At 51.8% G+C, this 22998-nt stretch carries 22 protein-coding genes and 1 pseudogene; 4 read left to right on the forward strand and 19 right to left on the reverse strand.

Annotated features, from left to right (window positions below; translation table 11 throughout):
• Window positions 1-90 precede the first annotated feature (90 nt).
• The 12 genes from phnP to IP581_RS01870 all read right to left on the reverse strand — a co-directional run bounded on the left by phnP (window position 91) and on the right by IP581_RS01870 (window position 8751).
• Window positions 91-849 carry a phosphonate metabolism protein PhnP gene (gene phnP, locus IP581_RS01815; RefSeq protein WP_193821617.1) on the reverse strand — a complete coding sequence of 253 codons (759 nt, stop codon included), beginning with the start codon at window positions 847-849 and terminating at the stop codon, window positions 91-93.
• A 60-nt stretch (window positions 850-909) separates the two neighbouring features.
• On the reverse strand, window positions 910-1461 hold the full coding sequence (gene phnN / locus IP581_RS01820) for a ribose 1,5-bisphosphokinase (protein ID WP_193822628.1): 552 nt from the start codon (window positions 1459-1461) through the stop codon (window positions 910-912).
• On the reverse strand, window positions 1458-2594 hold the full coding sequence (gene phnM, locus IP581_RS01825) for an alpha-D-ribose 1-methylphosphonate 5-triphosphate diphosphatase (RefSeq protein ID WP_097401630.1): 1137 nt from the start codon (window positions 2592-2594) through the stop codon (window positions 1458-1460). Before phnM ends, phnN begins: the two co-directional genes overlap by 4 nt.
• Window positions 2591-3277 carry a phosphonate C-P lyase system protein PhnL gene (gene phnL / locus IP581_RS01830; protein WP_193821618.1) on the reverse strand — a complete coding sequence of 229 codons (687 nt, stop codon included), beginning with the start codon at window positions 3275-3277 and terminating at the stop codon, window positions 2591-2593. The genes phnM and phnL overlap by 4 nt, the downstream gene beginning before the upstream one ends.
• Before the next feature lie 10 nt (window positions 3278-3287).
• Entirely contained in the window at window positions 3288-4046 is a 759-nt protein-coding gene (phnK, locus tag IP581_RS01835; protein ID WP_193821619.1) for a phosphonate C-P lyase system protein PhnK, read from the reverse strand.
• The gene (locus tag IP581_RS01840; RefSeq protein WP_193821620.1) at window positions 4043-4891 is read right to left on the reverse strand and encodes an alpha-D-ribose 1-methylphosphonate 5-phosphate C-P-lyase PhnJ; all 849 of its coding nucleotides are present in this window, start codon (window positions 4889-4891) and stop codon (window positions 4043-4045) included. Before IP581_RS01840 ends, phnK begins: the two co-directional genes overlap by 4 nt.
• Window positions 4884-5948, reverse strand: a complete 1065-nt coding sequence (locus tag IP581_RS01845) for a carbon-phosphorus lyase complex subunit PhnI (RefSeq protein WP_086873975.1) — start codon at window positions 5946-5948, stop codon at window positions 4884-4886. The genes IP581_RS01840 and IP581_RS01845 overlap by 8 nt, the downstream gene beginning before the upstream one ends.
• Window positions 5948-6532 (reverse strand): phosphonate C-P lyase system protein PhnH, encoded by a 585-nt coding sequence (phnH, locus tag IP581_RS01850; protein WP_193821621.1) that lies wholly within the window; start codon window positions 6530-6532, stop codon window positions 5948-5950. Before phnH ends, IP581_RS01845 begins: the two co-directional genes overlap by 1 nt.
• On the reverse strand, window positions 6529-6981 hold the full coding sequence (phnG, locus tag IP581_RS01855) for a phosphonate C-P lyase system protein PhnG (RefSeq protein ID WP_193821622.1): 453 nt from the start codon (window positions 6979-6981) through the stop codon (window positions 6529-6531). The genes phnH and phnG overlap by 4 nt, the downstream gene beginning before the upstream one ends.
• Window positions 6982-7707, reverse strand: coding sequence for a phosphonate metabolism transcriptional regulator PhnF (gene phnF, locus IP581_RS01860; protein WP_193822629.1), 726 nt, complete (start codon window positions 7705-7707; stop codon window positions 6982-6984).
• A gap of 169 nt (window positions 7708-7876) precedes the next feature.
• Entirely contained in the window at window positions 7877-8323 is a 447-nt protein-coding gene (yjdN, locus tag IP581_RS01865; protein WP_193821623.1) for a VOC family metalloprotein YjdN, read from the reverse strand.
• A 92-nt stretch (window positions 8324-8415) separates the two neighbouring features.
• Window positions 8416-8751 (reverse strand): zinc ribbon domain-containing protein YjdM, encoded by a 336-nt coding sequence (locus IP581_RS01870; protein WP_017459520.1) that lies wholly within the window; start codon window positions 8749-8751, stop codon window positions 8416-8418.
• Window positions 8752-9350: 599 nt separating this feature from the next.
• Between IP581_RS01870 and crfC the strand changes: the two genes are divergently transcribed.
• Complete coding sequence (crfC, locus tag IP581_RS01875; RefSeq protein ID WP_193821624.1) at window positions 9351-11705, forward strand: clamp-binding protein CrfC; 2355 nt, start codon at window positions 9351-9353, stop codon at window positions 11703-11705.
• Window positions 11702-12580 carry a diguanylate cyclase regulator RdcB family protein gene (locus IP581_RS01880; protein ID WP_086873981.1) on the forward strand — a complete coding sequence of 293 codons (879 nt, stop codon included), beginning with the start codon at window positions 11702-11704 and terminating at the stop codon, window positions 12578-12580. Before crfC ends, IP581_RS01880 begins: the two co-directional genes overlap by 4 nt.
• Before the next feature lie 211 nt (window positions 12581-12791).
• Here IP581_RS01880 and kdgT read toward each other — a convergent pair whose 3' ends face one another.
• Entirely contained in the window at window positions 12792-13790 is a 999-nt protein-coding gene (kdgT, locus tag IP581_RS01885) for a 2-keto-3-deoxygluconate transporter (RefSeq protein WP_086873022.1), read from the reverse strand.
• 654 nt (window positions 13791-14444) lie between these two features.
• On the opposite strand from kdgT, the gene proP reads away from it, so the two are divergent.
• Complete coding sequence (proP, locus tag IP581_RS01890) at window positions 14445-15947, forward strand: glycine betaine/L-proline transporter ProP (protein ID WP_086873021.1); 1503 nt, start codon at window positions 14445-14447, stop codon at window positions 15945-15947.
• Window positions 15948-15982: 35 nt separating this feature from the next.
• Here the strand turns inward: proP and IP581_RS01895 are convergent, their stop codons facing one another.
• Both IP581_RS01895 and IP581_RS01900 read right to left on the reverse strand, forming a co-directional pair.
• Window positions 15983-16936: a nickel/cobalt transporter gene (locus IP581_RS01895; protein ID WP_097401621.1), complete on the reverse strand. Its 954-nt coding sequence runs from the start codon at window positions 16934-16936 to the stop codon at window positions 15983-15985.
• A 78-nt stretch (window positions 16937-17014) separates the two neighbouring features.
• Window positions 17015-17626 carry a DUF2238 domain-containing protein gene (locus IP581_RS01900; RefSeq protein ID WP_193821625.1) on the reverse strand — a complete coding sequence of 204 codons (612 nt, stop codon included), beginning with the start codon at window positions 17624-17626 and terminating at the stop codon, window positions 17015-17017.
• Between the two features lie 286 nt (window positions 17627-17912).
• On the opposite strand from IP581_RS01900, the pseudogene IP581_RS24070 reads away from it, so the two are divergent.
• Window positions 17913-18195 (forward strand): annotated as a pseudogene (locus IP581_RS24070) (transposase); the annotation flags it as partial.
• Between the two features lie 1067 nt (window positions 18196-19262).
• Here the strand turns inward: IP581_RS24070 and IP581_RS24075 are convergent.
• From IP581_RS24075 to IP581_RS01920, 4 genes are read right to left on the reverse strand one after another with little or no spacing between them, the layout of a single operon-like run.
• The gene (locus IP581_RS24075) at window positions 19263-19637 is read right to left on the reverse strand and encodes a GtrA family protein (protein ID WP_193821626.1); all 375 of its coding nucleotides are present in this window, start codon (window positions 19635-19637) and stop codon (window positions 19263-19265) included.
• Between the two features lie 14 nt (window positions 19638-19651).
• Window positions 19652-20593, reverse strand: coding sequence for a WxcM-like domain-containing protein (locus IP581_RS24025; protein ID WP_193821627.1), 942 nt, complete (start codon window positions 20591-20593; stop codon window positions 19652-19654).
• On the reverse strand, window positions 20583-21551 hold the full coding sequence (locus tag IP581_RS01915) for a glycosyltransferase family 2 protein (protein WP_228007806.1): 969 nt from the start codon (window positions 21549-21551) through the stop codon (window positions 20583-20585). Before IP581_RS01915 ends, IP581_RS24025 begins: the two co-directional genes overlap by 11 nt.
• The gene (locus IP581_RS01920; RefSeq protein ID WP_193821628.1) at window positions 21529-22644 is read right to left on the reverse strand and encodes a DegT/DnrJ/EryC1/StrS family aminotransferase; all 1116 of its coding nucleotides are present in this window, start codon (window positions 22642-22644) and stop codon (window positions 21529-21531) included. The genes IP581_RS01915 and IP581_RS01920 overlap by 23 nt, the downstream gene beginning before the upstream one ends.
• Between the last annotated feature and the right edge of the window lie 354 nt (window positions 22645-22998).

Consider the following 22998-nt stretch of genomic DNA (forward strand, 5'->3'; position numbering starts at 1 on the left):
TAATCCTTCAAACGACCTCTTTACAGGCTGCGTTTGCTTATTTCCGCTTCCACCGGAATTGATGCGACGAATATATCCATATTATGCGGTCTAATCCAGCACAATCCGCATGCCATCATACCCTGCTTCAAACCCCGTCGGCAGCGGGTTTTTCATCATCCATTGATCAAAGACATGACTGATATGCGTTAGGATAACTCTTGGACAGCCAATCACCTCATTCAGGGCGATAACGGTGTTCAAATCGCAGTGATTTTTCGGCGTTTGCGCACGCGGTTCATAAGAACAATCTATGAACATAACGTGCGGATGATTATTAAGCAGAAATTTCAGAGACTTGTCCGGCAAACCCGCCGTATCGGATAGCCACGCCACCCGGCTGTGCGCCGACTCCAGTAGATAACCGAACGTGAGTTTCGAATGATTCAGCGGCAGCGGCGTCACCTGTAAACCTTGCAGATTAAACACCACAAAGGGTTCAACGGTATGGCTGAAATCAAGCAGACCGGGGTGTTTGAACAGATCGTCGCAGCCCTGTTCATCCGGCGGGCCAAAGACCGGAATTTTAGCGCCCACGCCCCAGCGCAACGGAAACAAACCCTGCACGTGATCCATGTGATAGTGAGTTAACAGGAATTGTTGAAAGTGACCTGCGGGGAAGTTCTCCATCAGGTCAGGGATACCGGCGTCGAGTAAAGTTACTGCCTCGTTAAACTTCACGGCTGCGCTACAGGGTTTGCGGCGATAAGTTTCATTCTGACGGGCGCGGCGGCAGGCGGCGCAGTCGCAACCAAAAACCGGCACCAGTTGTGCGCCGCCGGTACCGGTAAGGGTGATTGTCAGGCTCATAGCGCCTCGCTTTAACGGTTGAGTCAACGTAACCGGCGCAGCAACGCTACGCCGACATCATTACGCGCTTTTCCCTTGTTGCGCACGAATCAGCATGACCAGTCCTTCTACTGACTGTAGCAAACTGCCATCGTTATTCAGCGTCAGGCAATTACCCGGCTGGTAACGCGCCGCGCGCTCCAGCCGCGCTTCAATCTCTGCGGCGCTCTCTCGCCCGCGTTTTTCCAGGCGCTGGCGCAAAATAGCTGGCGAAACCTGCACGTACACCGGTATCAGCGTGTCGCCATATTGCGCTTGCGCCTGTTGCAGATGCCCGCGCGAACCGTTTACCATCACATCAAACCCGGCCTGTAGCCAGAGGTCTATCTCTGCGCCGATGCCGTAATAAAAGTCGTTGGCATGCCAGCTCAGCGTAAACAGATGCTGCTCGGCACGCGTAAAAAACTCTTTTTCACTCAACGCGATATGGTTTTCGCTCCCGGCGCTGGCCGGGCGGGTGATATAGCGGTGCGCAACCAGTAATTGCGGATGTTCCCGCTGGCGCAGCGCCGCCAGCAACGAGTCTTTGCCCGCGCCGGACGGCCCCATTAACCAGATCAGTCTGCCCATCAGAACACCCTTTTCCCCTCGCGCCAGACGTGATCAATGCGTACGTGGTCGCCTTTGTGGTGCGCCAGCACCAGATCCGCCCGCTTCCCTTCGGCAATCACGCCGCGATCGTTAAGATTCAGCGCCTGCGCCGGGTTTTTGGTCACCAGGTGAAGCGCTTTCTCCAGGCTGAAGTCATTCTCTTCATCGCTGGCTACACGAAACACCGCATCCAGCAGGCTGGCGGGATAATAGTCGGACGACAAAATATCCAGCATGCCAAGCTGCGCCAGTTTGTGCGCCGCCACGTTGCCGGAGTGGGAACCGCCGCGCACGATATTGGGTGCGCCCATCAGCACGCGCAATCCATGCTCACGCGAGGCTTCCGCCGCCGCGAAAGTGGTCGGGAATTCAGCAATCACGCTGCCTAACTGGTGCGATTCGACAACGTGCTCGCGCGTTGCGTCATCGTGGCTGGCCAGCGGCAGGTTACGCGCATTGCATATAGCGGCGATGGCTAACCGGTTTGGCTGCGACCACTGTGCCGCCAGCGCCAGTTGTTCCTGCTCGAACTGATCCATCTGCTCATCGGTGAGATGGTATTTGCCCTGATAATATTCACGATACTTCTCATAGCTGGCGTACTGGCGCTGTCCTGGCGAATGGTCCATTAGCGACACCAGCGCGACCGGCTCGCGGCCAACCAGTTTTTCAAACAGCGGCAGCGTCGTGTGGTGCGGCAGTTCGCAGCGCAGATGCAGGCGGTGCTCCGCGCGGTTCAACCCGCGCTTTTGCGAATCTTCCACGGCGTTGATCATCTTTTCCAGATTCTCCAGCCGGTCACCGCCGTCGCGCACATCGCCAATCGCTACCGCGTCCAGCACCGTGGTAATCCCGCTGGCGACCATCAGCGCGTCGTGGCTGCTCATCGCGGAATGGGCGGGCCAGTCCACTTTCGGGCGCGGGGTGAAGAACTTATCCAGGTTATCCGTATGCAGTTCAATAAGCCCCGGCATCAGCCAGCCGCCGTCGCCATCATGCGCGCCGGGCTGGCGGCTTTGGGTTTCGGCAAAAGCACGAATGACGCCGTCACGCACTTCCAGCGAGCCGTTGATTACCTCATCTTCGAGGATCAGTTTTACGTTGTTGATGATCATGCAGAGATCCCCATCGGGTAGAGGCGATCGGCGACATGTTCGCGCACGGCGCCATCGTGAAAGATGCCGACAATCGCTGCGCCGCGCGCTTTGGCTTGCGCGATCAGTTCAACGACAGCGGCGCTGTTTTTCTCATCCAGCGAAGCGGTAGGTTCATCAAGCAGCAAAATCGGGTAGTCGACAATAAACCCGCGCGCGATATTGACGCGCTGCTGCTCACCGCCGGAAAAGGTGGCGGGAGCGAGGTGCCACAAACGTTCCGGCACATTCAGCCGGGTGAGCAACTCGCCCGCTTTTTGTACGCACTGTTCGCGGGCAACGCCCTGTTCCAGCAGCGGCTGCATCACCACATCCAGCGCGCTAACTCGGGGAATCACGCGTAAAAACTGGCTCACCCAGCCAATGGTGTGGCGGCGCACTTCCAGCACTTTGCGCGCCGGGGCCTGCACCAGATCCACCCATTCGTCGCCATGTTTGACATGAATATGTCCGGCGTCGGGCAGGTAATTGGCATATAGCGAGCGCAGCAGGGTCGATTTCCCACTGCCGGAATGCCCGTGCAGCACCACACATTCACCGGCCTCAACGCTGAGCGATGTCTCACGCAGTACCGGCAGGCGCACGCCGTTTTGATGATGCAGAACAAAGGTCTTGCTGACATTTTCCACACGCAAAACAGTCATCATCCACTCCTTAATTTTGCAATACCGAGGAGACCAGCAATTGGGTGTAAGGGTGGTGCGGATCGTCGAGCACCCGATCGGTTAACCCACTTTCCACCACCTGACCCTGTTTCATCACCAGCAAACGGTTCGCCAGCAGCCGCGCGACGCCCAAATCATGGGTCACCATCACTACAGCAAGGTTCATCTCCACCACCAGGCCGCGCAGCAGATCGAGCAAACGCGCCTGTACGGAAACATCGAGCCCGCCGGTGGGCTCATCCATAAACACCAGTTTCGGGCGCGTGACCAGGTTACGGGCGATTTGCAGACGCTGCTGCATGCCGCCGGAAAAAGTAGTTGGCAGGTCGTCGATGCGTGAGGGCGGGATCTCGACATCACCGAGCCACTGCTCAGCGCGGGCACGGATATCGCCGTAATGCCGCGCCCCGGTCGCCATCAGACGTTCGCCGATATTGCCGCCGGCGGAAACCTGGCGGCGCAGGCCATCGAGCGGATGCTGATGGACTACGCCCCATTCGGTGCGCAACAAGCGGCGGCGTTCAGCTTCGCTCATCGTGTAGAGGTCGCGCGCCTGGTAAGTGATGGTGCCGTGTTGCGGCACCAGGCGCGCCGAAATCGCATTCAGTAACGTGGTTTTGCCTGAGCCAGATTCACCGACAATGCCCAGCACTTCGCCCGGCCACAACTCGAAAGAGACATCCTGAAAACCCTTGCCTGGCGCATAAAGATGGGAAAGGTGATTCACCGAAAGCAGCGGTTGGGTCATTTGCGTAAAGCCTCGCTCTGTTGGCGGCAGAAATCGGTGTCGGAGCAGACGAACATGTGCGTGCCGGTATCATCCAGCACCACTTCATCCAGGTAACTATGGGTGGAACCGCAAATGGCGCACGGCTGATCCCACTTCTGCGGTGCGAAGGGGTAATCCTCAAAATCGAGGCTCTCCACCTGCGTGTAGGGCGGCACGGCGTAGATGCGTTTTTCACGCCCGGCGCCAAACAGTTGCAGGGCGGGCATCATGTGCATTTTCGGGTTATCAAACGCCGGGATGGGCGACGGGTCCATCACGTAACGGGCATTCACTTTTACCGGCCATGCATAGCGGGTGGTGAAATTGCCAAAACGGGCAATATCCTCGTACAGCTTCACCTGCATTACGCCGTACTCTTCGAGCGCGTGCATGGTGCGGGTTTCTGTCTCGCGCGGCTCGATAAAGCGCAGCGGTTCCGGGATCGGCACCTGGTAAATCAGAATTTGATCTTCTTTGAGCGGCGTTTCGGGAATACGGTGACGGGTCTGAATCAGCGTGGCGTCGGCGGTGTGTTCGGTGGTTTCCACTCCCGTAACACGGGTAAAAAACTGGCGGATAGAGACGGCGTTGGTGGTGTCATCCGCGCCCTGGTCGATCACTTTCAGCACGTCCTCTTCGCCAATCACGCTGGCGGTAAGCTGAATGCCGCCAGTGCCCCAGCCATAAGGCATTGGCATTTCGCGCCCGCCAAACGGCACCTGATAACCGGGGATCGCCACTGCTTTTAGCAGCGCACGGCGGATCATGCGTTTGGTTTGCTCATCCAGAAAAGCAAAGTTGTAACCGGTCAGCGCGTTAGCCACGGTGTCTCTCCTGTTGTAGCTGTCTGAGCAAATCCAGTTCGGCCTGGAAATCAACGTAGTGGGGGAGTTTCAGATGCGAGACAAAGCCTGCGGCTTCAACGTTATCCGCGTGCGCCAGCACAAACTCTTCGTCCTGCGCCGGGCTTTTAATTGGCTCGCCATAGTCGGCGGCTTGCAGGGCGCGGTCGACCAGCGCCATCGCCATCGCTTTGCGTTCGCTCATGCCGAACACCAGCCCGTATCCGCGCGTGAAGTGCGGCATCTCCTCTTGCGGGGCGACAAAGCCATTGACCATTTCACATTCGGTTATCAGCAGTTCGCCGATGTTGACCGCAAAACCCAGCTCTTCCGGCACAATTTCGATGTCGATATAGCCGCTGCGGATCTCACCGGCGAACGGGTGGTTGCGCCCGTAGCCACGCTGCGTGGAGTAGGCCAGTGCCAGCAAGTAACCCTCATCGCCGCGCGCCAGTTGTTGCAGGCGCGCAGAGCGTGAGCAGGGGTAGACCGGGGGATTGCGGGTAATGTCGTCCGGGGTTGCGCCGCTATCTTCTTCGGCTTTCGCCAGCCCTTCGTTGACCAGCAAACTAAACACGTGCGGTGCGGCGTCCTGCTGCGCTTCACGCGTGGTGAGCGTCGGCGTTTCGCCTTCGGCGAGCAGGGTAAAATCGAGCAGGCGGTGGGTGTAATCGTAAGTGGGGCCAAGCAACTGACCGCCAGGAATATCTTTATAAACCGCCGAGATACGGCGTTCTAAACGCATTGTCGCGCTGTCGATAGGTTCGCTCACCGCCAGGCGCGGCAGCGTGGTGCGGTAAGCGCGCAGCAGAAAAATGGCTTCGACGTTATCGCCGCTCGCCTGTTTTAACGCCAGCGCCGCCAGTTCCCGATCGGCAATGCCGCCTTCGGTCATCACGCGGTCAACCGCCAGATGCAACTGGTCGGCGATTTGCGCAACGCTCAGCTCCGCAAGCTCCGCGTCGCCACGGCGTTTATGCTCCTGCAGTGCGTGGGCAGCGGCGATGGCCTTTTCGCCCCCCTTGACAGCAACGTACATCAGTACACCTCCACCAATGTGGTTCTGGGGATTGCCAGCGCGCGTTCGCCACAGGTCAGGATCACGTCGATGCCTGTCGGGAACGAGTGCGGGCGGTCGGTAAACTCATCGGTAATGCACTCCGGCAACTGCGGAGCAATCATGCGTTCTTCCAGAATGCCCGGCCCGGTCAGGCGCAGCATGCGTCCGCCGCTCAGCGCAGGTAGTTGTAAAATCAGGGTCGCGCTACTTTCCGGGCTGATATCGGTGCCGCCCGGCAGCGCGTTCAGTTGTCCGGCGCTGAGGGTGTGATCGGCAATGGCGAACAGCGACTGTTGCGGTTGATCGACCAGCGGCGCGTTAGTGTGAAAGCGCAGATTCTGGCGCACGATATCGTTATCCACGGCGGCGGAAAGCCAAATTGGCGTGTCGTTATCGGCAAGCGTCAGCAACACGCTGGTGGTGGCCGGGTTGAGCGGCGGCCAGCCATGTTTTAACTGCGGCAGCGAGACAATCACGCCCGGCTCGCTCATGGCTTTTAACAGACGGCGAAAACAGTGTTGGGCATCGTGAACCGCCGAGGCGAAAGCGGGTTGTAAGGTCATGCGTTATCTCCGCGAACCAGCGTAAAGAAGTCGACCCGGCTGGCGTTGACTTCAGCCTGGCGCGCGGTAAGTCGCGCGGCGCGGTCCGCTTCCAGCGGGGTAATAAGGGTTTCCATCAACGTCTGGAAACGGGAAGGGTCCTGTAACAGCGCATCACACACGGCGCAGCGCTCGGCGTGGCCTTTATCGCGCCCGAGCACCCAGCTAAAACCGAGCGTGCCGCATTCGAGGCGAATAACGGCGCGTGTTAATGTGGCGTCACCCGGAAAGAAACGCTCGCCGGTCGCGCCCATGCGTGCCTGGATCTGCACCAGGCCGGTCTGCGGGGCGCGCACCTGTTCGTATTCCGGGGTGAGTCCGAGGGTGCGCATTCGGCCGCGCAGCATCTCCGGCGTGGCGTGCGCGAGTGCGGCCATCCAGCGCTGTCGGGTTGGCGTATCAAAATGCATTCAGTGCTCCATGGTGAATTCAATCATGTCGGCGCGCGTCAGGCTGACGGAGTATTCCGTGGCGTTGACCTCGCCTTCACGATGGTTAAGGGTGCGCACGCAGAGCAGCGGCGCCATAGTGGGGATCTCCAGCCAGCGGCTCTCTTTAACTTGCGCGCGGCGGGCGCTGATGCGTGTCTGGGTGCGTTTCAGGCTGACACCAGCCCGATCGCGTAAAAAGTCATGCAGTGAACCGCTATCAAACTGCTGCAACAGCGGCCATAACTGCATGTCGGAGAAATAGTGATCGATAAGGCACAGCGCTACGCCATTCACCCGACGGCGAGTACGCAGGTGAATAACGTTGTCGCCCTCCTGGATGCCTAACGCATCGGCGACGTGTTGAGACGCCGGGCGCAGCACTGCCAGCAGGCGTTCGCTGGTGGGATGGCTGCCCTGATCGAGTAGGTTCTGGCTAAAGCGCGCCTGCGCATTAAGGGGGTAATCGAACGGGCGCATCAGCACCATCACGCCGACGCCCTGGCGGCGCTGTACCCAGCCTTTTTCCACCAGTTGATCGATCGCGCGACGCAGTGTGTGGCGGTTAACCTCAAAACGCGTAGCCAGTTGCTGCTCTGCGGGTAGCCAGTCGCCGCAGCGATAGTTGCTGCGAAGCTCCTGCTCTAACCGTGCGGCGATTTCCTGATAGCGCGTGGGGTAGCTGGTCGGATGTCTGGACAAGTGCATGCTCATTGTAGCTCCGCGGGCCAGGTAAAATGTGGTCTTATCGTGAAGGGCAAATGTTGCATTTTGGTTATGCGGTGATTGCGCGGGGATGAATCTTGGCAAGCAGGAAAAGCCATATGGCGGTATAGAAATGAAAAAGGAGCCATTGGCTCCTTTTTAAATGAAGAGATTAAGCGGCAGGTGGTGCTTTGACGACATTCACCATCCAGGGAATGCCGAATTTATCGGTCACCATGCCAAAGCCGTGCGCCCAAAACGTCTCCTGCCACGGCATGGTGACGCGTCCGTCGGCGGCAAGCGCGTCGAACCAGGCCTTGCCCTGATCTATATCCTGTGTGGCGAGGCTTAAGGTAAAACCGCTGTAATCTGCGCTGTTTTGCCTGCCATCGCTCATCATGATTTCGCTGTCGGCAATGCGTAAATTCGCGTGGGCAATATCGTCATTGGCAAAAGCCTGACCCGCAGCGCAGCCTTCATCGTTATTGCGCTCTTGCGAGGACGTGGGCATTTCACCAAATGTAATCTTATAGGTTAATTCAGCATGAAGTGCCTGCTGGTAAAACTCGATGGCCTGCTGACACTGACCAGAAAAAGAGATGTAGGGACTGAGCGGCATAATCATTACCTCGGGTAACGAAATCTGCCATAAGTGTAGCCGTTGCGGGAAAAAGTAAACCAGACGGGAAGCGAATGCTTCCCGTCAAAACATCAATTCTTTTTAACAAATTCAGATTTGAGTTTCATTGGACCGAAACCGTCGATTTTACAATCGATATTATGATCGCCTTCGACCAGACGAATATTTTTTACCTTGGTGCCGATCTTCAACATTGAAGAACTGCCTTTTACTTTCAAGTCTTTAATTACGGTGACGCTATCACCATCGGCTAAAAGATTGCCGTTAGCATCTTTGACGATTAATTCATCTGCATCGTGAGCAGGTTCCGCATCGTTCCACTCGTGAGCGCATTCCGGGCAAATGAACATGCCATTATCTTCATAGGTGTATTCGGAATTACATTTTGGGCAGTGGGGGAGTTGCATAGGGAGTTCCTCAAAAGTACATACAAGCGGGGTAAACCGCACAAAGGCTCAGCGCCAGAAAGGCTGCGATTATACAGCAAAACCGTACTATTGCCGTTGTTATTATTTTTTTCAGAAAAAACATAAAAAGTGTTTGTAGTGACATAACCTGTCATTCGGTTAAGCGATGCTTATTCCTGAAACATGATGAGTAAATTCTTACGCCAGTTATTTAGATTATTTTCTGGTGGAAATTGCCAGCATTTACTAATTCATATAAGGTGGCGTGGAGTATCTGGTGTAATTCGAACCTGAACTGTCATGCCTGCAACGCTGCCAGCAATGGTGGTTATTACCTCTCAAATTGGGTGGGTAAATAAATGATGATATATCCTGGTTGTTCCTGAAAATGAGCTAAGCTCAAACTCTCTGGTTTTTATCACCGGAGTTGCGGCGCTGTCATTTTTTGAGAAAAAAAATATATATTTTCCTGAGTATCATCAGGTGTTTATCTTTTCGAAGATATTTTCCACACGTAATTATAAAAGCCGAAACTTCACTAATAAAACATTCCGGCTAAATAAAAGTAAGAAAATTTGCGTTAAGGAAAGACTTTTGACATGCACACACAAACAATTTTTGAATTAAGCCAGGAAGCAGAAAGATTGTTGCAACTTTCCTTGCACAATCTCCAGGCTTTAAAAAAAATACCGACGGCGACGTTTGATGAGTCGCACGCCAGCGGTAAGGCGGAAAACGCCAATGTTTTGCCGTTGCATTTCAGCGCGCGCGGCGTTGAAGCGCAGCAGGCGACGCTGCATAACGAATTACGGAAAATTACCCGGCTGGAAATGGTGCTGGCGATTGTTGGTACCATGAAGGCAGGCAAGTCGACCACCATCAACGCGATTGTCGGCACGGAAGTGCTGCCCAACCGTAACCGGCCGATGACCGCGTTGCCCACCCTTATTCGCCACACGCCTGGTCAAAAAGAGCCGGTGCTGCACTTTTCTCACGTCGGGCCTATCGACGCGCTGGCGCAACAGCTGCAGACGCGGCTGTTTAATTACAACCGTGAAAAGCTGGCGCAAAAAATTGAAATCGATAAAGACATGGCCGCGCTGCTGGATCGTATTGCGCAAGGCGATGCGTTTGATAAGCACTACCTGGGCGCACAGCCGATTTTCCACTGCCTGAAAAGCCTCAATGATCTGGTGCGCCTCTCCAAAGCGCTGGATGTGGATTTCCCGTTTTCCGCCTATGCGGCGATTGAACACATTCCGGTGATTGAGGTGGAGTTTGTGCATCTGGCCGGGCTGGATAATCAACTGGGTCAACTGACGCTGCTGGATACCCCCGGGCCGAATGAAGCCGGGCAGCCACATCTGCAAAAAATGCTCAACGAGCAACTGGCGCGCGCTTCGGCGGTGCTGGCGGTGATGGACTACACACAGCTTAAATCCATCTCTGATGAGGAGGTGCGCCGCGCGATCTCCTCGGTTGGCCGTTCGGTGCCGCTGTATGCGCTGGTGAACAAATTCGATCAGAAAGATCGTAACAGTGACGATGAAGATCAGGTTAAGGCGCTGATTTCCGGGACGTTAATGAAAGGAAACATTAACCCGGCGCAGATTTTCCCGGTCTCTTCAATGTGGGGCTATCTGGCGAACCGCGCCCGCCACGAGTTGCAGCACCAGGGGCGTTTGCCGGACCCGCAAGAGCAGCGCTGGGTGCAGGACTTTGCCGAAGCCGCGCTCGGACGCCGCTGGCGTAACGCCGATTTAGAGGATATTGAGCATATCCGCCATGCCGCCGATCTGCTGTGGGAAGATTCGCTGTTTGAAAAACCGATTCGCACACTGCTGCATGCCGCGCACGCAAACGCCTCGCTTTATGCGCTGCGCTCGGCGTCGCATAAGCTGCTGAACTACACCCAAAGCGCCCGCGAGTACCTCGATTTTCGCTATCAGGGTTTAACCGTGGCCTATGAAAAGCTGGAGCAAAACATCTCCCGGCTGGAAGAGGATATGGCGCTGCTGCGTAGCTGTCAGGAAGGTGTGAGTGATGAAATTGAACACGAAGTGGAAGAGGCGCTCGCCGCAGCCGAGATCTATATTCATGGTCAGCAATTTGAAATTGTCGAAGCCATTGATGCCTGGTTCCATGATGGTCAGTTAATGACAATGGTCAGTGAAAGCCATGCTGACTTAGGTTTTGATGAGCGCTTCGCGTCGGGACAACTGGTGCTGGAAAATGAAGGCCAGGCGCAGGTCGCGCTCAGTAAAATTCGCTCGGTGTGCGAGACGATTTTAGTCGCGGCGCAGGAGCGCATCAGTCGCGAGCTGGCACAGCGCTTCGACGAACTGGAAAACACGCTGGCACGTTCGTTGAACGATGCGATGCGCCCCATCGAAACTCGTATTAAAGAGGAACTTACGCACGCCGGTTTTCGCGCACGTATCAGTTTCCCGGCGTTCCAGGCGAGCGCGCTCAACTTTAACGCCCGTTCGTTGTTTACCAATGTGATAGCGCCGCAAGATTTGCCGGCCGGGCAGGCGCCGCGCGCTGGCAGCATGCGGGAAACCGTGTCGCGTTGGCTCAATAACCCCAGTTGGGGGTGGGACGATTATGTCGCCACGCGAACCCGCTATGTGATCGACCTTACGGCGTTAAACAAGAAACTCATCGACCATGTTGCTCATTTTTGTGAACAAATTCGTAAAGCTTTGAGCGCGCAGGTCGATGTTTCTGTTACGGCGGGAATGGCGACATTTTTTGCCGAATTCTCGTTAAGTCTTGCGGGTCTACAGGAAAGTTTGCGTGACAGCCTGGCGATACGACAGCAGAACGAGTCGTCAGTGTTGGCGTTGCGCCAGCAGTTGCAGCAGAGCATCAGGACAGCCAATTGGATCCATGAGGACGCACGCCTGTTACGCGATGATATACAAACCCTCTTCGCGGCAGATCTACCATGAAAAATCGACTACTGGACGGCCCGGGGCGCGTACTTGAGTGTATTCACCCGAAATTTATCGTGGACTTGGTGCAGGGCGTTGATGCGCCGCGCCAGACGCCGATTGTGCCTCAACAGCAGTTGTTTCGTGAGCGGCTGACGCAGGAGATCATGGCGCAAACGCAGCTGCGCCCGTGGGCGATGTCTGGCGTATTAAATGAGAACGACGCGCTGCGTCTGGGGCTGGCGGAAAAACTGGCCAGCATGCTTGATCCTGGGTATCTGGCATTAACCCGCATTACCGAGCGGCTGGCGGCGTTACAACAAGCGGAGCGCCGTCCTGCCAACGCGACGCCTGGCGCGCAGCAGCAATATGACGAGCTGGTTGACCATTTTAGCCAGCGTGCGGCGTGGAAAGAGAAAGCGCTGACCCAGCGCGGGCTGGCCGTACAGGCGGGGAACCATAGCGAGCAAGTTTTTGCACACTGGCGCGCCGGGAATTACAACGGCTGGTCGATGGCCGGTCGTTGCTACATCGCGCTGGAAGAGTTGCGCTGGGGGGCGTTTGGTGATGCCTGTCGCCTGGCGAATGAAGGTGTGGCGAAAATGCTGAAAGATAACCTGCGTGCGATGGCTGCCGATTTTCTGGCGCAGGGAATTAATGCTTCGCCGGCGACCCGACATTTCTACCACCAGTGGCTGGCGACACCTTCAACGCCAGGGTTGATGGACTATAAAGATTTACTTGGCTGGCTTGGCGACTGGTGTGATGCTGAACGCCATCCGATCTGCTGGTCTGTTACTCAGAGCTGGCAAACGGTGGCGCTGGGCATGCCGCGGCTCTGTTCGGCAACGCGCATCGCGACGGCGATGGTGGATGAAGTGTTTGGCGAATAACCCGCTTTCCCGCGCGTAAACCTCCGCCTTCTATCTATAAAGGCGGCACGGGTTAACGGTGAAAGGGCCGGGCAAAACCCGTAAAGGCCTTTTCTTCCCGTCATGTGTGCGTGCATATCAGACAACCTCTTTTGCTCATCACATCCGCCGGATCTGGTTTTCAACGGGCCATAAAAAAGCCCCTGACGGGGCTTTTTTGTTCGAAAATCGTTTAGTGTCCTGTCGACTCGACGGGGTTCTCTGCTTCCTCTTTCGCTTGCGGCACATCACCGAAGCGTTTCGCATACAGCGCGGTGATAATCGGCACCAGAATGGCCGTCACGATTACACTCGCGGCGACCAGTGCGGTTGCGGATGCGGCAACCGGTTCGAACGCCGGGTTAATCTGCGCGATAATCACCGGGTTCGCCACCGCCGCGCCCGCTGCAGATGAGGCAGCGACACCTGCCGTTCCGTTGCCGCCACCGATGACGCGGTCGGCGATAATCAACGGAATACCGGTAATAATAATCACCGCGACGCCAAGGAAGATGCCCAGCAGGCCGGTTTGCATGATAACGCTCAGGTTGATGGTGTTACCCAGCGCGAAACCGAAGAACGGGATCAGCACCGGCGTTGCTTTACTGAAGAAAGCGCGCAAATCGTGATCGAGGTTACCCAGCGCGAAACCAATCAGGAACGGCAGCACGGCGCCCACAAAATGGTGTGGTTCAAACGAGGCCAGACCGGCGGAGCCGAGGATCACCATGGTCATCAGCGGGCCGGATTCCAGCGACATCAACACAAATGCACCGGACTCCTCTTTACTGCCGTACTGGTTCATCAGGCTCGCGTACAAACCACCGTTGGTCATATCCATCGCTGACACCAGCGCCAGCACGGAAAGCCCGGCGAAGAATCCAGTCTGGATGCCGGTATCCGGAATAAACGACGCGGCGATCATGGCAACTACCCAGGCGACAGCGATTTTGGTGAGTACCAATGTGCCGGATTTACGTAAAACAGTACCGGTAGCACGTAAATCAATGGATGCGCCGATACAAAAAAACCACACGGCAAGAATGGGTACCGTGCCAGTAATCATCCCTTTGGTGAATGAACCGAAATAAGCACCGGTATCCGGCGCCAGCGTATTCAAAATTGCGCCTAACAGCAGCGGAACCAGCATCATCCCGCCAGGAATGCGTTCTATCGTGGCCTTGATTTTCATAATAAATCCTCACTGCTCGTCATTCACCATGAACGAGGAAAGCTAAAAATTAAAAGTGCGTAATTTCAATCCATTAAAGAATTTCTCAGGCAGGGCATTCGCTATCGATTGCCGCTGGTCGCCGCATCAAAAGACGTTGTGTTGCGCCATTGTGCGGGTTTATGTCGTTATCATCCGATCAATGGAATATCTATTCAATAAGAATGAAACAATGTTTTAGTTACTCCGATCACATATTTTGCGTAAAGATAATCTGATATTTGTTTATTTATTTTTGCTGTAAATGAGTTGTGAAGAAATATATGGGGAAGATGGCAAGGAAGGTAATAATCACGAGAGTGATTACCGGTGTTTTTTCCGCCTGCTGCGCATTAGATGTTTCTTATTCCCGAGGAGAGAAAAAGCGTTAAAACTGTGAGAGGGATTATTGCGGGGGAAAACTATGTGAATTTGATCACATTTTTAAACCCTGTTAGGGTAAAAAGGTCATTCACTGCCCGGCAGGCGTCAACAGGTTCGGTTGTACAGGCTTTAAACAGTCCGTGTAAGTAAACCTGCTACGCTTGAACAGGAAGGCTGAAAAGCCATTTAAAACGTCCGGCAGGGAGAGTACGCCGGGCGGTTCAGGGCGAAAGTCTAAAGAGGAATAGATGCATGCTAAAAAGGAAAAAAATTAAACCCATCACCTTGCGTGATGTGACCATTATTGATGATGCCAAATTGCGTAAAGCGATTACCGCCGCATCATTAGGCAACGCCATGGAGTGGTTTGATTTCGGCGTTTATGGCTTTGTGGCCTACGCCCTTGGTAAGGTGTTCTTCCCCGATGCAAACCCCAGCGTGCAGATGATTGCCGCGCTTGGGACCTTCTCCGTTCCGTTCTTGATTCGTCCGTTAGGCGGCCTGTTCTTCGGCATGTTAGGCGATAAATACGGTCGGCAAAAAATCCTCGCGATAACGATAGTGATCATGTCCGTCAGTACCTTCTGTATTGGTCTGATTCCGTCGTATGCCACCATTGGTATCTGGGCGCCGATTTTACTGCTGCTGTGTAAGATGGCGCAGGGCTTTTCGGTGGGCGGCGAATATACCGGGGCATCGATCTTTGTCGCCGAATACTCGCCGGACCGAAAACGCGGCTTTATGGGCAGCTGGCTGGATTTTGGTTCCATCGCCGGTTTTGTGCTCGGCGCGGGCGTAGTCGTTCTGCTCTCTACCATTGTCGGTGAAGAGAACTTCCTCGACTGGGGCTGGCGTATCCCGTTCTTCCTGGCGCTGCCGCTGGGGTTAATTGGTCTCTATCTGCGCCACGCGCTGGAAGAGACGCCGGCGTTCCAGCAGCACGTCGACAAACTGGAGCAGGGCGATCGTCAGGGGCTGCAGGATGGGCCGAAAGTCTCGTTTAAAGAGATTGCAACTAAACACTGGCGCAGCCTGCTGGCCTGTATTGGTCTGGTGATTTCCACCAACGTGACCTACTACATGCTGCTGACCTACATGCCAAGCTACCTGTCGCATAACCTGCACTATTCCGAAGACCACGGCGTGCTGATCATCATTGCCATCATGATTGGTATGTTGTTTGTGCAGCCGGTAATGGGGCTGTTGAGTGACCGCTTTGGCCGCCGTCCGTTTGTCATTCTGGGCAGTATTGCGCTGTTTGTGCTGGCTATCCCGGCCTTCATTATGATTAACAGCAACATCATTGGCCTGATTTTCGCGGGTCTGTTGATGCTGGCGGTGGTGCTGAACTGCTTTACCGGTGTAATGGCCTCGACGCTGCCCGCGATGTTCCCGACGCATATTCGTTACAGTGCGCTGGCGAGCGCGTTTAACATCTCTATCCTGATTGCCGGTCTGACGCCGACGCTGACGGCCTGGCTGGTGGAAAGCTCAGCCAACCTGCTGATGCCTGCCTATTACTTGATGGTGGTTGCGGTGGTTGGCCTGATTACCGGCCTGACGATGAAAGAGACGGCGAACCTACCGCTGAAAGGGGCGACCCCGGCGGCGTCGGATCTGCAGGAAGCGCGGGAAATCTTGCAGGAACATCACGATAATATTGAGCAGAAAATCGAAGACATCGATGAAGAGATCGCGCAGTTGCAGGAAAAACGTGCGCGCCTGGTGCAGCAACATCCAAAAATAAACGAGTAATACCCATCCCGGATGGCATCGCCATCCGGGCTTTTTTAACATCCCGCCGCTATATAATCCCCGTTCGCACTCACCGGAATGACCGTTAAAAACAGCACCAGCGCGAACAGCATCAGCGCCACGCCACCGGCGATTTTAAGCACCGGAACCAACCGGTGTAACGTGCTTGCCTCACCGCCAAAAAACGCCGCCGTGCTGTTGCGCGCATAGCGTACCGCCAGCGACAATCCGGCGATCGACAGTGCCGTGCCGACCGCCATGGTCATCACCGCCGCAATACCCCAACTCACGATGCCCAGTGCGTTGGCGAAGAGCAAAATCATGATTGCGCCGCTGCACGGCCGTGCACCGATAGCGAGGATCACGCCGAGACGCGTTTTCCAGTCACCTTGTGTGCTAACGCCAACGCCGTGGTGGCCGCAGCCACACAGATCATCATGCTGATGGGCGGGCGTAAGCGAGTGGATGGTCAGTTTGCGCGGCTTCAGGCTTTTCAGCGCGTTCCAGACAACAAACGCCCCAAAACCGCCAATCATTACCGCGCTTATTTTCTCAACGTACCAGCGGCTTTCACTGAGATCGCCGGATGCGAGGTTGAAACCGACCGCCAGAATAAAGACGAACAGAATAGCGCTTACGCCTTGCATCAGGCTGCCCAGCACGGGAATGACACGCGTCGCGGTCTGGCTTTCGTTGTTGGTGCTAAGCCAGGTGGTAACAATAAACTTGCCGTGGCCGGGGCCAATCGCGTGCAGTACGCCATAAAAGAAAGCGCCGGTCAGCAGCCATAAGCCGCCGCTGTACTGGTGGTTATTCAGTTGCAGCAAATACATCACCAGATAGCGGTGCAGGGTGATTTGCGTTGCCAGGCACCATTGCAAAAAGGCGGCCCAGTGGGCATGTAAAGCGAAGGCCGCAGCCAGCACCACCGCCAGCAGGGCAACGGCGGCGGGCAAGCGCCAGTCTCGGGTGAGGAGTTGCGTAGTCATAAGTGTGTGGACGTTGGGAGGGATCACCGGAGTATAGGCGGCGAATACCGTTGGCTCCAGTCTTCGCCGCGCTTTGTCTTACACGTTGAGCTGGCGTTTGTGCCAGCGCCCCAGAACCAGCACCGTGGTCAGCGCGCCGAGCAGGGCGCAGAACATATCCGACTGGGTATCCCACGGATCGCCCTGGGTGCCGAGAAACTCGTCGGCGCCCTGACCCATCGCCAGCGCTGCCCACCACTCAATGAGTTCATAGGTGGCGCTAATCGCCAGTGCAATACAGCAGACGACAAAGTCGAGCATCTTCCCGCCCCGCACATACTGCCCGCGTAGCAGTATTTCTCTGGCCGCAAGCGCGGGCACCAGCCCCTGAAAGAAGTGGCCGAGTTTGTCATAGGGATTACGGCTTAGCCCAAAGAGCTGTTGCACATCAAAACCGATCGGCACTTTCGCGTAGGTATACATGCCGCCGACCATCAGAATGATGGCGTGGAAAAAGATCAGCACATACAGCAGCGATGTCAGCGGATAACGCTGCCAGGTCACGAGCAACAACGGCACGACAATCATTACCGGCACCACTTCCATCAGCCAGGTCACCCGGTCTTTGGCAAACCAACCGGTATAAATCAGGATCAGTAACAGCACCAATGCCGCTGTATATAGCGAAGTGCGATTTACGCTTTTAACCATTTGAATGTCCGTTTCGGCAAAAGAGACACTATCGGCGTGATGGCATGGAAAAACAAGGCGCTGCGATTTTCAGTGGAACAATGTGGCGCAAATCATAAAAATATGGCGTCCACAGCACGCCTCGCTTTGACAGGATTCAGAGGCTTATCCCTGTGACTTGCATTAAGTTAGTCTTACGGTAAGCACACTACTTTACGGGACCATTCACTTTCACCGATCTTCCGACACCCTGATTATGTCGGTTAAAGAGAGCGCCATGTGTAAAGCTCGATTTGCCTAGTATCATATTATCGCCATTCTGAAGTCTATTGAAGCCGGACGCGCCGTCAAATATGACTTCCTTGAGCTCGGGATCTCTGAAGCCTCGTACGACAACTGGAAACCAAAATATGGTGAGCTGGAATTAGTTGATATTAAAAAGACAAAAGATGTGGAAGACGAAAAACTATAACTCAAACAGATGCTTGCCGACCTGAGCCTGGAAAATCGTGCGTTAAAAGACGTCATTGGGAAAAACTTTCGAACCCACGATAAAAAGTGGCCTTATCAGCTATTTGAAAGAGGTCTTTCAATGAATATACACTAGTCTTGCGGAACACAGTCGCTGAGCAGGACCGTGTATTTTATTAGCAGGATACCAGGCGCGACGAACCGGTGCACCGGACACTGACTGAAGCCGTTGAGTGTTATCCGCGATACGGCTTTAAGAAGTATTGTGAATGTAGAGACATGTCTGGAACCAAAAACAAGTTAACCGGATTTACTATCTGCTGAAACTGAATTTTCCACGTAAGGGAAAACTTTGTATGCGGTACGTAATCCTGAATCATTGGCGATTCCGCGGGCACTTAACCAAAACGAGGTCGGCATTATGCATTGCTGTCTATCAGAGATTTCCGGGCCTTCAGTATGATGAATAACTTTAGCCATGAGGCTTGACGATTGAGTTTAATTTGAATATGCCGCACAGTGAGTTTTAAGAGTGTCGGACAAAATAATGGAAAAGCGCTGTTATCTACTAAAAATGTGGATGGATAATTGCCCGGAACTGGCATCACAGAATCTGTTTCATATGCAAAAGAACATGGAATGGTTCTGGATTTATCAGGCAGGGAAAGCCGGCACAGAATGCTTCTATAGAGTGTTTTAACCGGACACGCCGTACGGACATTCTCTTTTTACCTATTCAGAACACCGCGTGAGGTACGGGACATTACGAAGTACTGGCCGAAAATCCGGAAAACTCTAAAGCTGTATGGAGCAAAAATGGTCTAGTTACAGTCGGTTAACCAGTTTTCTTGGTGCTTGCTAGCTGGGGAGATAATAGTGTCAGGTCATTACTGAGATACGATGAGTGCATCAGCGAATCTCCAGTAATTTATATGTGATATTGTTGAACGAATCATGCGATCAATGAAAATAAAATTCAATCCGCTACGTAACCCTATAAACCACTTGTATTGAATAGTTCTACGCGATTCGAGGGATGGTCCGTATCTTTAAAAGCAAAGAACCCGCCTTTAGGACGGGTTCATAAAATAAAAGTGAAATATGCGGAATAAAACTAGCGGCATCGTGGATGTATAATCCTGATAACACAGCCTTGAACTTAAATCAATATATATGTCAGTGAGTATTATTTTCTTCCGACAAAAATAAATCGAGAAAGAATGAATGTTAAGGGAATAGTCAAAATTATAGATACTATAGGGGCTATTTCAGAAGCCAGCTTAAGCACAGAAACCCAGAGCCAAACTATAAATAGCCCAAAACAGTACTGGAATACATAAACAAAGGGGTAAAGAACAATCGATTTTATTCCCTTATGCGTAGCAAAGACAAAAAAACGATTAAGAATAAAAGATAAAAGCACCCCTGATATATAAGCGATACTGTAACTTACCTTATAGTTAACAAAGTGAAGTAAAATTAAATAAATAGCATATGTAAATGCAGTATTTATCCCGCCAGACAGAAGGAATCGGAAAAAGGAGTTATTTTTCACAATCATTAAATGATCATCAACTAGTTTAGCCTTTTGACAGCAATAAATTCATCATAATCTCGGATGTAGTCTTTTGCATCATAATAATCCGAGGCGAAAGCCAATAGGATTGCATCAGATGAATAACGATATTGAATGCCCCAGGTTTTAGGAGGGAGGTAGATACCTATATTGGGGGCATTAAGAACAAATTCTTGGCGATTGATTCCATCATCGGCTACAACATGAATAATGCCTTTTATTGCGATCAAGAATTGATGACACTCATGGTGAGCATGCTCTCCTCGGGTTTCTTTTGTCGGTACATCGTAAACAATGAAGTAGCGTTTGGCCTCGAAAGGAATAGAACGAGAGAACTCACCAACGGAAAGGCAACCTCGCATATCTGTTACGACAGGAAGATTATGAAGCGTGACGCCATGTACCGCAGTCTCTATGACCTCTTGGTTAACCAGTGTATTTTCTTTTTTAGCATCTTTGGTTGAAACGGTGTCAACATAACCAACAATTTTGGCTGGGCTACCGATGACAATGGCGTTTGGCGGTACTGAACGAGTCACTACAGCACCTGCACCTATCATCGCATTTGAGCCTATCGTAATTCCATGAAGGACAGTAGAATTTGCACCCAGCGATGCGCCTTTTTTAATAGTTGTACGCACGAATTGCTCGGGATATATTTTGCTGCGCGGAAATTTAGCGCTAGCAAATGTAACATTAGGTCCTATAAATACATCATCTTCGATAGTAATACCATCCCATATCTGGACACCGCATTTCAGTGTCACCCGATTCGCAATGATAACGTCATTTTCAATAAAGACATTATCACTTATATTACATTCACTGCCAATTTGTGCGCCAGGTAATACATGGGTAAACGCCCAGATTCGAGTGTTTTCTCCAATGTTATTCGATTCACAGATTCCTTTTTCATGAACAAAATATTTCTTATCGGACATGTTTTCCTCTAAAATGATCAATTTTCATAGGAATAGAGATTGGACGATTCTTTGTATTTTCATAAGTTCGCCACGCATACGATCCTATAATTCCAATGCCAAGTAAATTTAGGCTTGAAAAAAATAATATAGTAAAGATTGTCATAGAATAACCGGGTAGTGTAATAACTCCAAGTATTCTGGAAATTAAAACAAATATGCCATATAGCCCAGCTAAAATAGTTCCTATAGCCCCAGTTCTAACCAGTAATCTAATCGGAAGGTCAGTAAAAGAAAACACGCTATCCATTAAATAAGTTATTTTTTTTCGTAGTGTCCATGCTGATTTCCCGTGTTGTCTTTTCCTTCGCTTATACGAAACAACTCCCCGATTAAATCCAATCCAGAATAATTGTGAAATTAACGAACTATGTCTTTCCTCCAGAGTAAGAAGAACGTCTCTGAATTGTTTATTACAGGCAAACATATCAACTCCGCCTGTTGGCATTTCGGGGATAACATACTTTTTATAAACCCACCAAAAAATTTTGGAAGATAGTTTTGATAACAAAGGATCGGCTCGTGATTCTCTGACACCAACAACAACATCCAGATCTTCAGTAAGAAGTTTTTTATTCATTTCTAACACAAGTTCAGGCGGCTCTTGTAGATCTGCTGCCATGACTGCGAAACGTTCGCCTGTACTTAACTGAAGACCAGTTCGTGTGGCGATAAATGAGCCAAAATTACGGGACAGGAGTATTAGTTGTGACTTAAATTGCTTATCGGCAAGTGATTTTTTTAATATTTGATAAGAGTTATCCGGACTGCCATCGACAACAAAAACAACTTCCAGCTCTTCTTCAAGGGCATTATCTATATTACTAATAGAATGTAATAACTCCGGGAGAGAACCTGCATTTAAATAAACTGGTATAATCAATGATAACAAGGCATTACCCTCTTCTAAAAAAATCACAGACTGTACTGATTACTTTATCAATGTGTGTTTCATCCATTCCCTGATAGCAAGGCAATGATATAATTTTCTCACAAACTCTTTCGGTCCTTGTCAACTTTATTGGATTTCGATAGTTATAGGCCGACTGCAGATGGTCAGGTACTGGATAGTGTATGTCGCAACTTACGCCATTATTTTTTAAGTAAATGGCTAGCTCATCCCTCTGTTCCGATTGGATAACATACAAATGTGCAACATAACCTTCATCTATTAAAGCAGGCAGCACAAGCGGTAACTTACTGAACTCACTATTATAACGTTGCGCAATTTGTCGTCTTTCTTCGTTTGATTCGTCAAGAAATGGTAGCTTTGCTCTTAAAAAAGCCGCCTGCAATTCATCCAGGCGGCTATTTTGACCATCTTTAACGGTAACATGATATTTTTCTGTCCATCCATACTGACGTAAATGTCTTGCATTAACAGCAAATTCATCATGAGATGTTACAATTGCTCCACCATCTCCAAGTGCGCCGAGATTTTTGGTCGGATAAAAGCTAAAGCAAGCTACATCCCCAAATGTTCCAGCATGACGGTTATTATTTTTTGCTCCATGGGCTTGAGCACAATCCTCAATAACTTTTATTCCCTTTTCCTTTGCCAGTGCTGCAATTTCTTTTATGGCTGGAGATAATTTTCCATATAAATGAGTAACAATCACAGCTTTGGGTTGACAGTCCAAGGCGGCAACAAAATCGGCAAAACTCATTGTTAATGACTCAGTATCAATATCTACATAAATTGGTTCTGCGTCTACGGCATATATAGCGGTACTACTATAAAACCCTGCATTTGCTGTAGTGATAACTTTATCACCCCTGCTTACGCCAACAGTCTTTAGCGCAATAGTTAACGCATCTGTTCCATTCGCGACAGAAATGCAATGTTTTATATTTAAATAATCAGCGAATTCCTTTTCAAACTCATTGACTTCATTCCCAAGAATATACCAATAAGAGTCTATAACTTGCTGAGCAATACTGGATAAATCAAATTTTGAGTTGACTCGTGAAGTACTGAAAAATGGCACATTAATATTTTTTTTATCACTCATGATGATTTACCTCAATAGACGTTATCTTTAGATGTGATTTGACTTTAGATATGAGGAAATGGATTCCTTTTTAGTGCTCTTGTATGGAAATAGTCGATATAGGGATCAAATAGGTATGTATCAAGAAACCACGCTACCGCCCCAGGCTCTTCAGCTACCCGTGCACTGTGCTTTTGTAACAACATGTAAGAACTGGAGTTGCGTTCTTGCGGTATGATACCCTCCAAAAAACTCAAATCAATAATGCGATTGCAAATTCAGCGAGTTAAATATGCATGTTCCCAATAACTCGCTGCATTCTGTACGAGATGCATGGGGCAGTTTTTTCGCTCCATTGTCACGATTGGTTGTAAG

It is taken from the genome of Kosakonia pseudosacchari, from assembly GCF_015167415.1.
Taxonomy (GTDB): domain Bacteria; phylum Pseudomonadota; class Gammaproteobacteria; order Enterobacterales; family Enterobacteriaceae; genus Kosakonia; species Kosakonia pseudosacchari.

Bases quoted from the DNA above. Each gene is read 5' to 3' on its own strand.
- phnP (WP_193821617.1), bottom strand. From the start codon at position 849: ATGAGCCTGACAATCACCCTTACCGGTACCGGCGGCGCACAACTGGTG.
- phnM (WP_097401630.1), bottom strand. From the start codon at position 2,594: ATGATCATCAACAACGTAAAACTGATCCTCGAAGATGAGGTAATCAAC.
- phnL (WP_193821618.1), bottom strand. From the start codon at position 3,277: ATGACTGTTTTGCGTGTGGAAAATGTCAGCAAGACCTTTGTTCTGCAT.
- phnK (WP_193821619.1), bottom strand. From the start codon at position 4,046: ATGACCCAACCGCTGCTTTCGGTGAATCACCTTTCCCATCTTTATGCG.
- IP581_RS01845 (WP_086873975.1), bottom strand. From the start codon at position 5,948: ATGTACGTTGCTGTCAAGGGGGGCGAAAAGGCCATCGCCGCTGCCCAC.
- phnH (WP_193821621.1), bottom strand. From the start codon at position 6,532: ATGACCTTACAACCCGCTTTCGCCTCGGCGGTTCACGATGCCCAACAC.
- phnG (WP_193821622.1), bottom strand. From the start codon at position 6,981: ATGCATTTTGATACGCCAACCCGACAGCGCTGGATGGCCGCACTCGCG.
- phnF (WP_193822629.1), bottom strand. From the start codon at position 7,707: ATGCACTTGTCCAGACATCCGACCAGCTACCCCACGCGCTATCAGGAA.
- yjdN (WP_193821623.1), bottom strand. From the start codon at position 8,323: ATGCCGCTCAGTCCCTACATCTCTTTTTCTGGTCAGTGTCAGCAGGCC.
- IP581_RS01870 (WP_017459520.1), bottom strand. From the start codon at position 8,751: ATGCAACTCCCCCACTGCCCAAAATGTAATTCCGAATACACCTATGAA.
- crfC (WP_193821624.1), top strand. From the start codon at position 9,351: ATGCACACACAAACAATTTTTGAATTAAGCCAGGAAGCAGAAAGATTG.
- IP581_RS01880 (WP_086873981.1), top strand. From the start codon at position 11,702: ATGAAAAATCGACTACTGGACGGCCCGGGGCGCGTACTTGAGTGTATT.
- kdgT (WP_086873022.1), bottom strand. From the start codon at position 13,790: ATGAAAATCAAGGCCACGATAGAACGCATTCCTGGCGGGATGATGCTG.
- proP (WP_086873021.1), top strand. From the start codon at position 14,445: ATGCTAAAAAGGAAAAAAATTAAACCCATCACCTTGCGTGATGTGACC.
- IP581_RS01895 (WP_097401621.1), bottom strand. From the start codon at position 16,936: ATGACTACGCAACTCCTCACCCGAGACTGGCGCTTGCCCGCCGCCGTT.
- IP581_RS01900 (WP_193821625.1), bottom strand. From the start codon at position 17,626: ATGGTTAAAAGCGTAAATCGCACTTCGCTATATACAGCGGCATTGGTG.
- IP581_RS24075 (WP_193821626.1), bottom strand. From the start codon at position 19,637: ATGATTGTGAAAAATAACTCCTTTTTCCGATTCCTTCTGTCTGGCGGG.
- IP581_RS24025 (WP_193821627.1), bottom strand. From the start codon at position 20,593: ATGTCCGATAAGAAATATTTTGTTCATGAAAAAGGAATCTGTGAATCG.
- IP581_RS01920 (WP_193821628.1), bottom strand. From the start codon at position 22,644: ATGAGTGATAAAAAAAATATTAATGTGCCATTTTTCAGTACTTCACGA.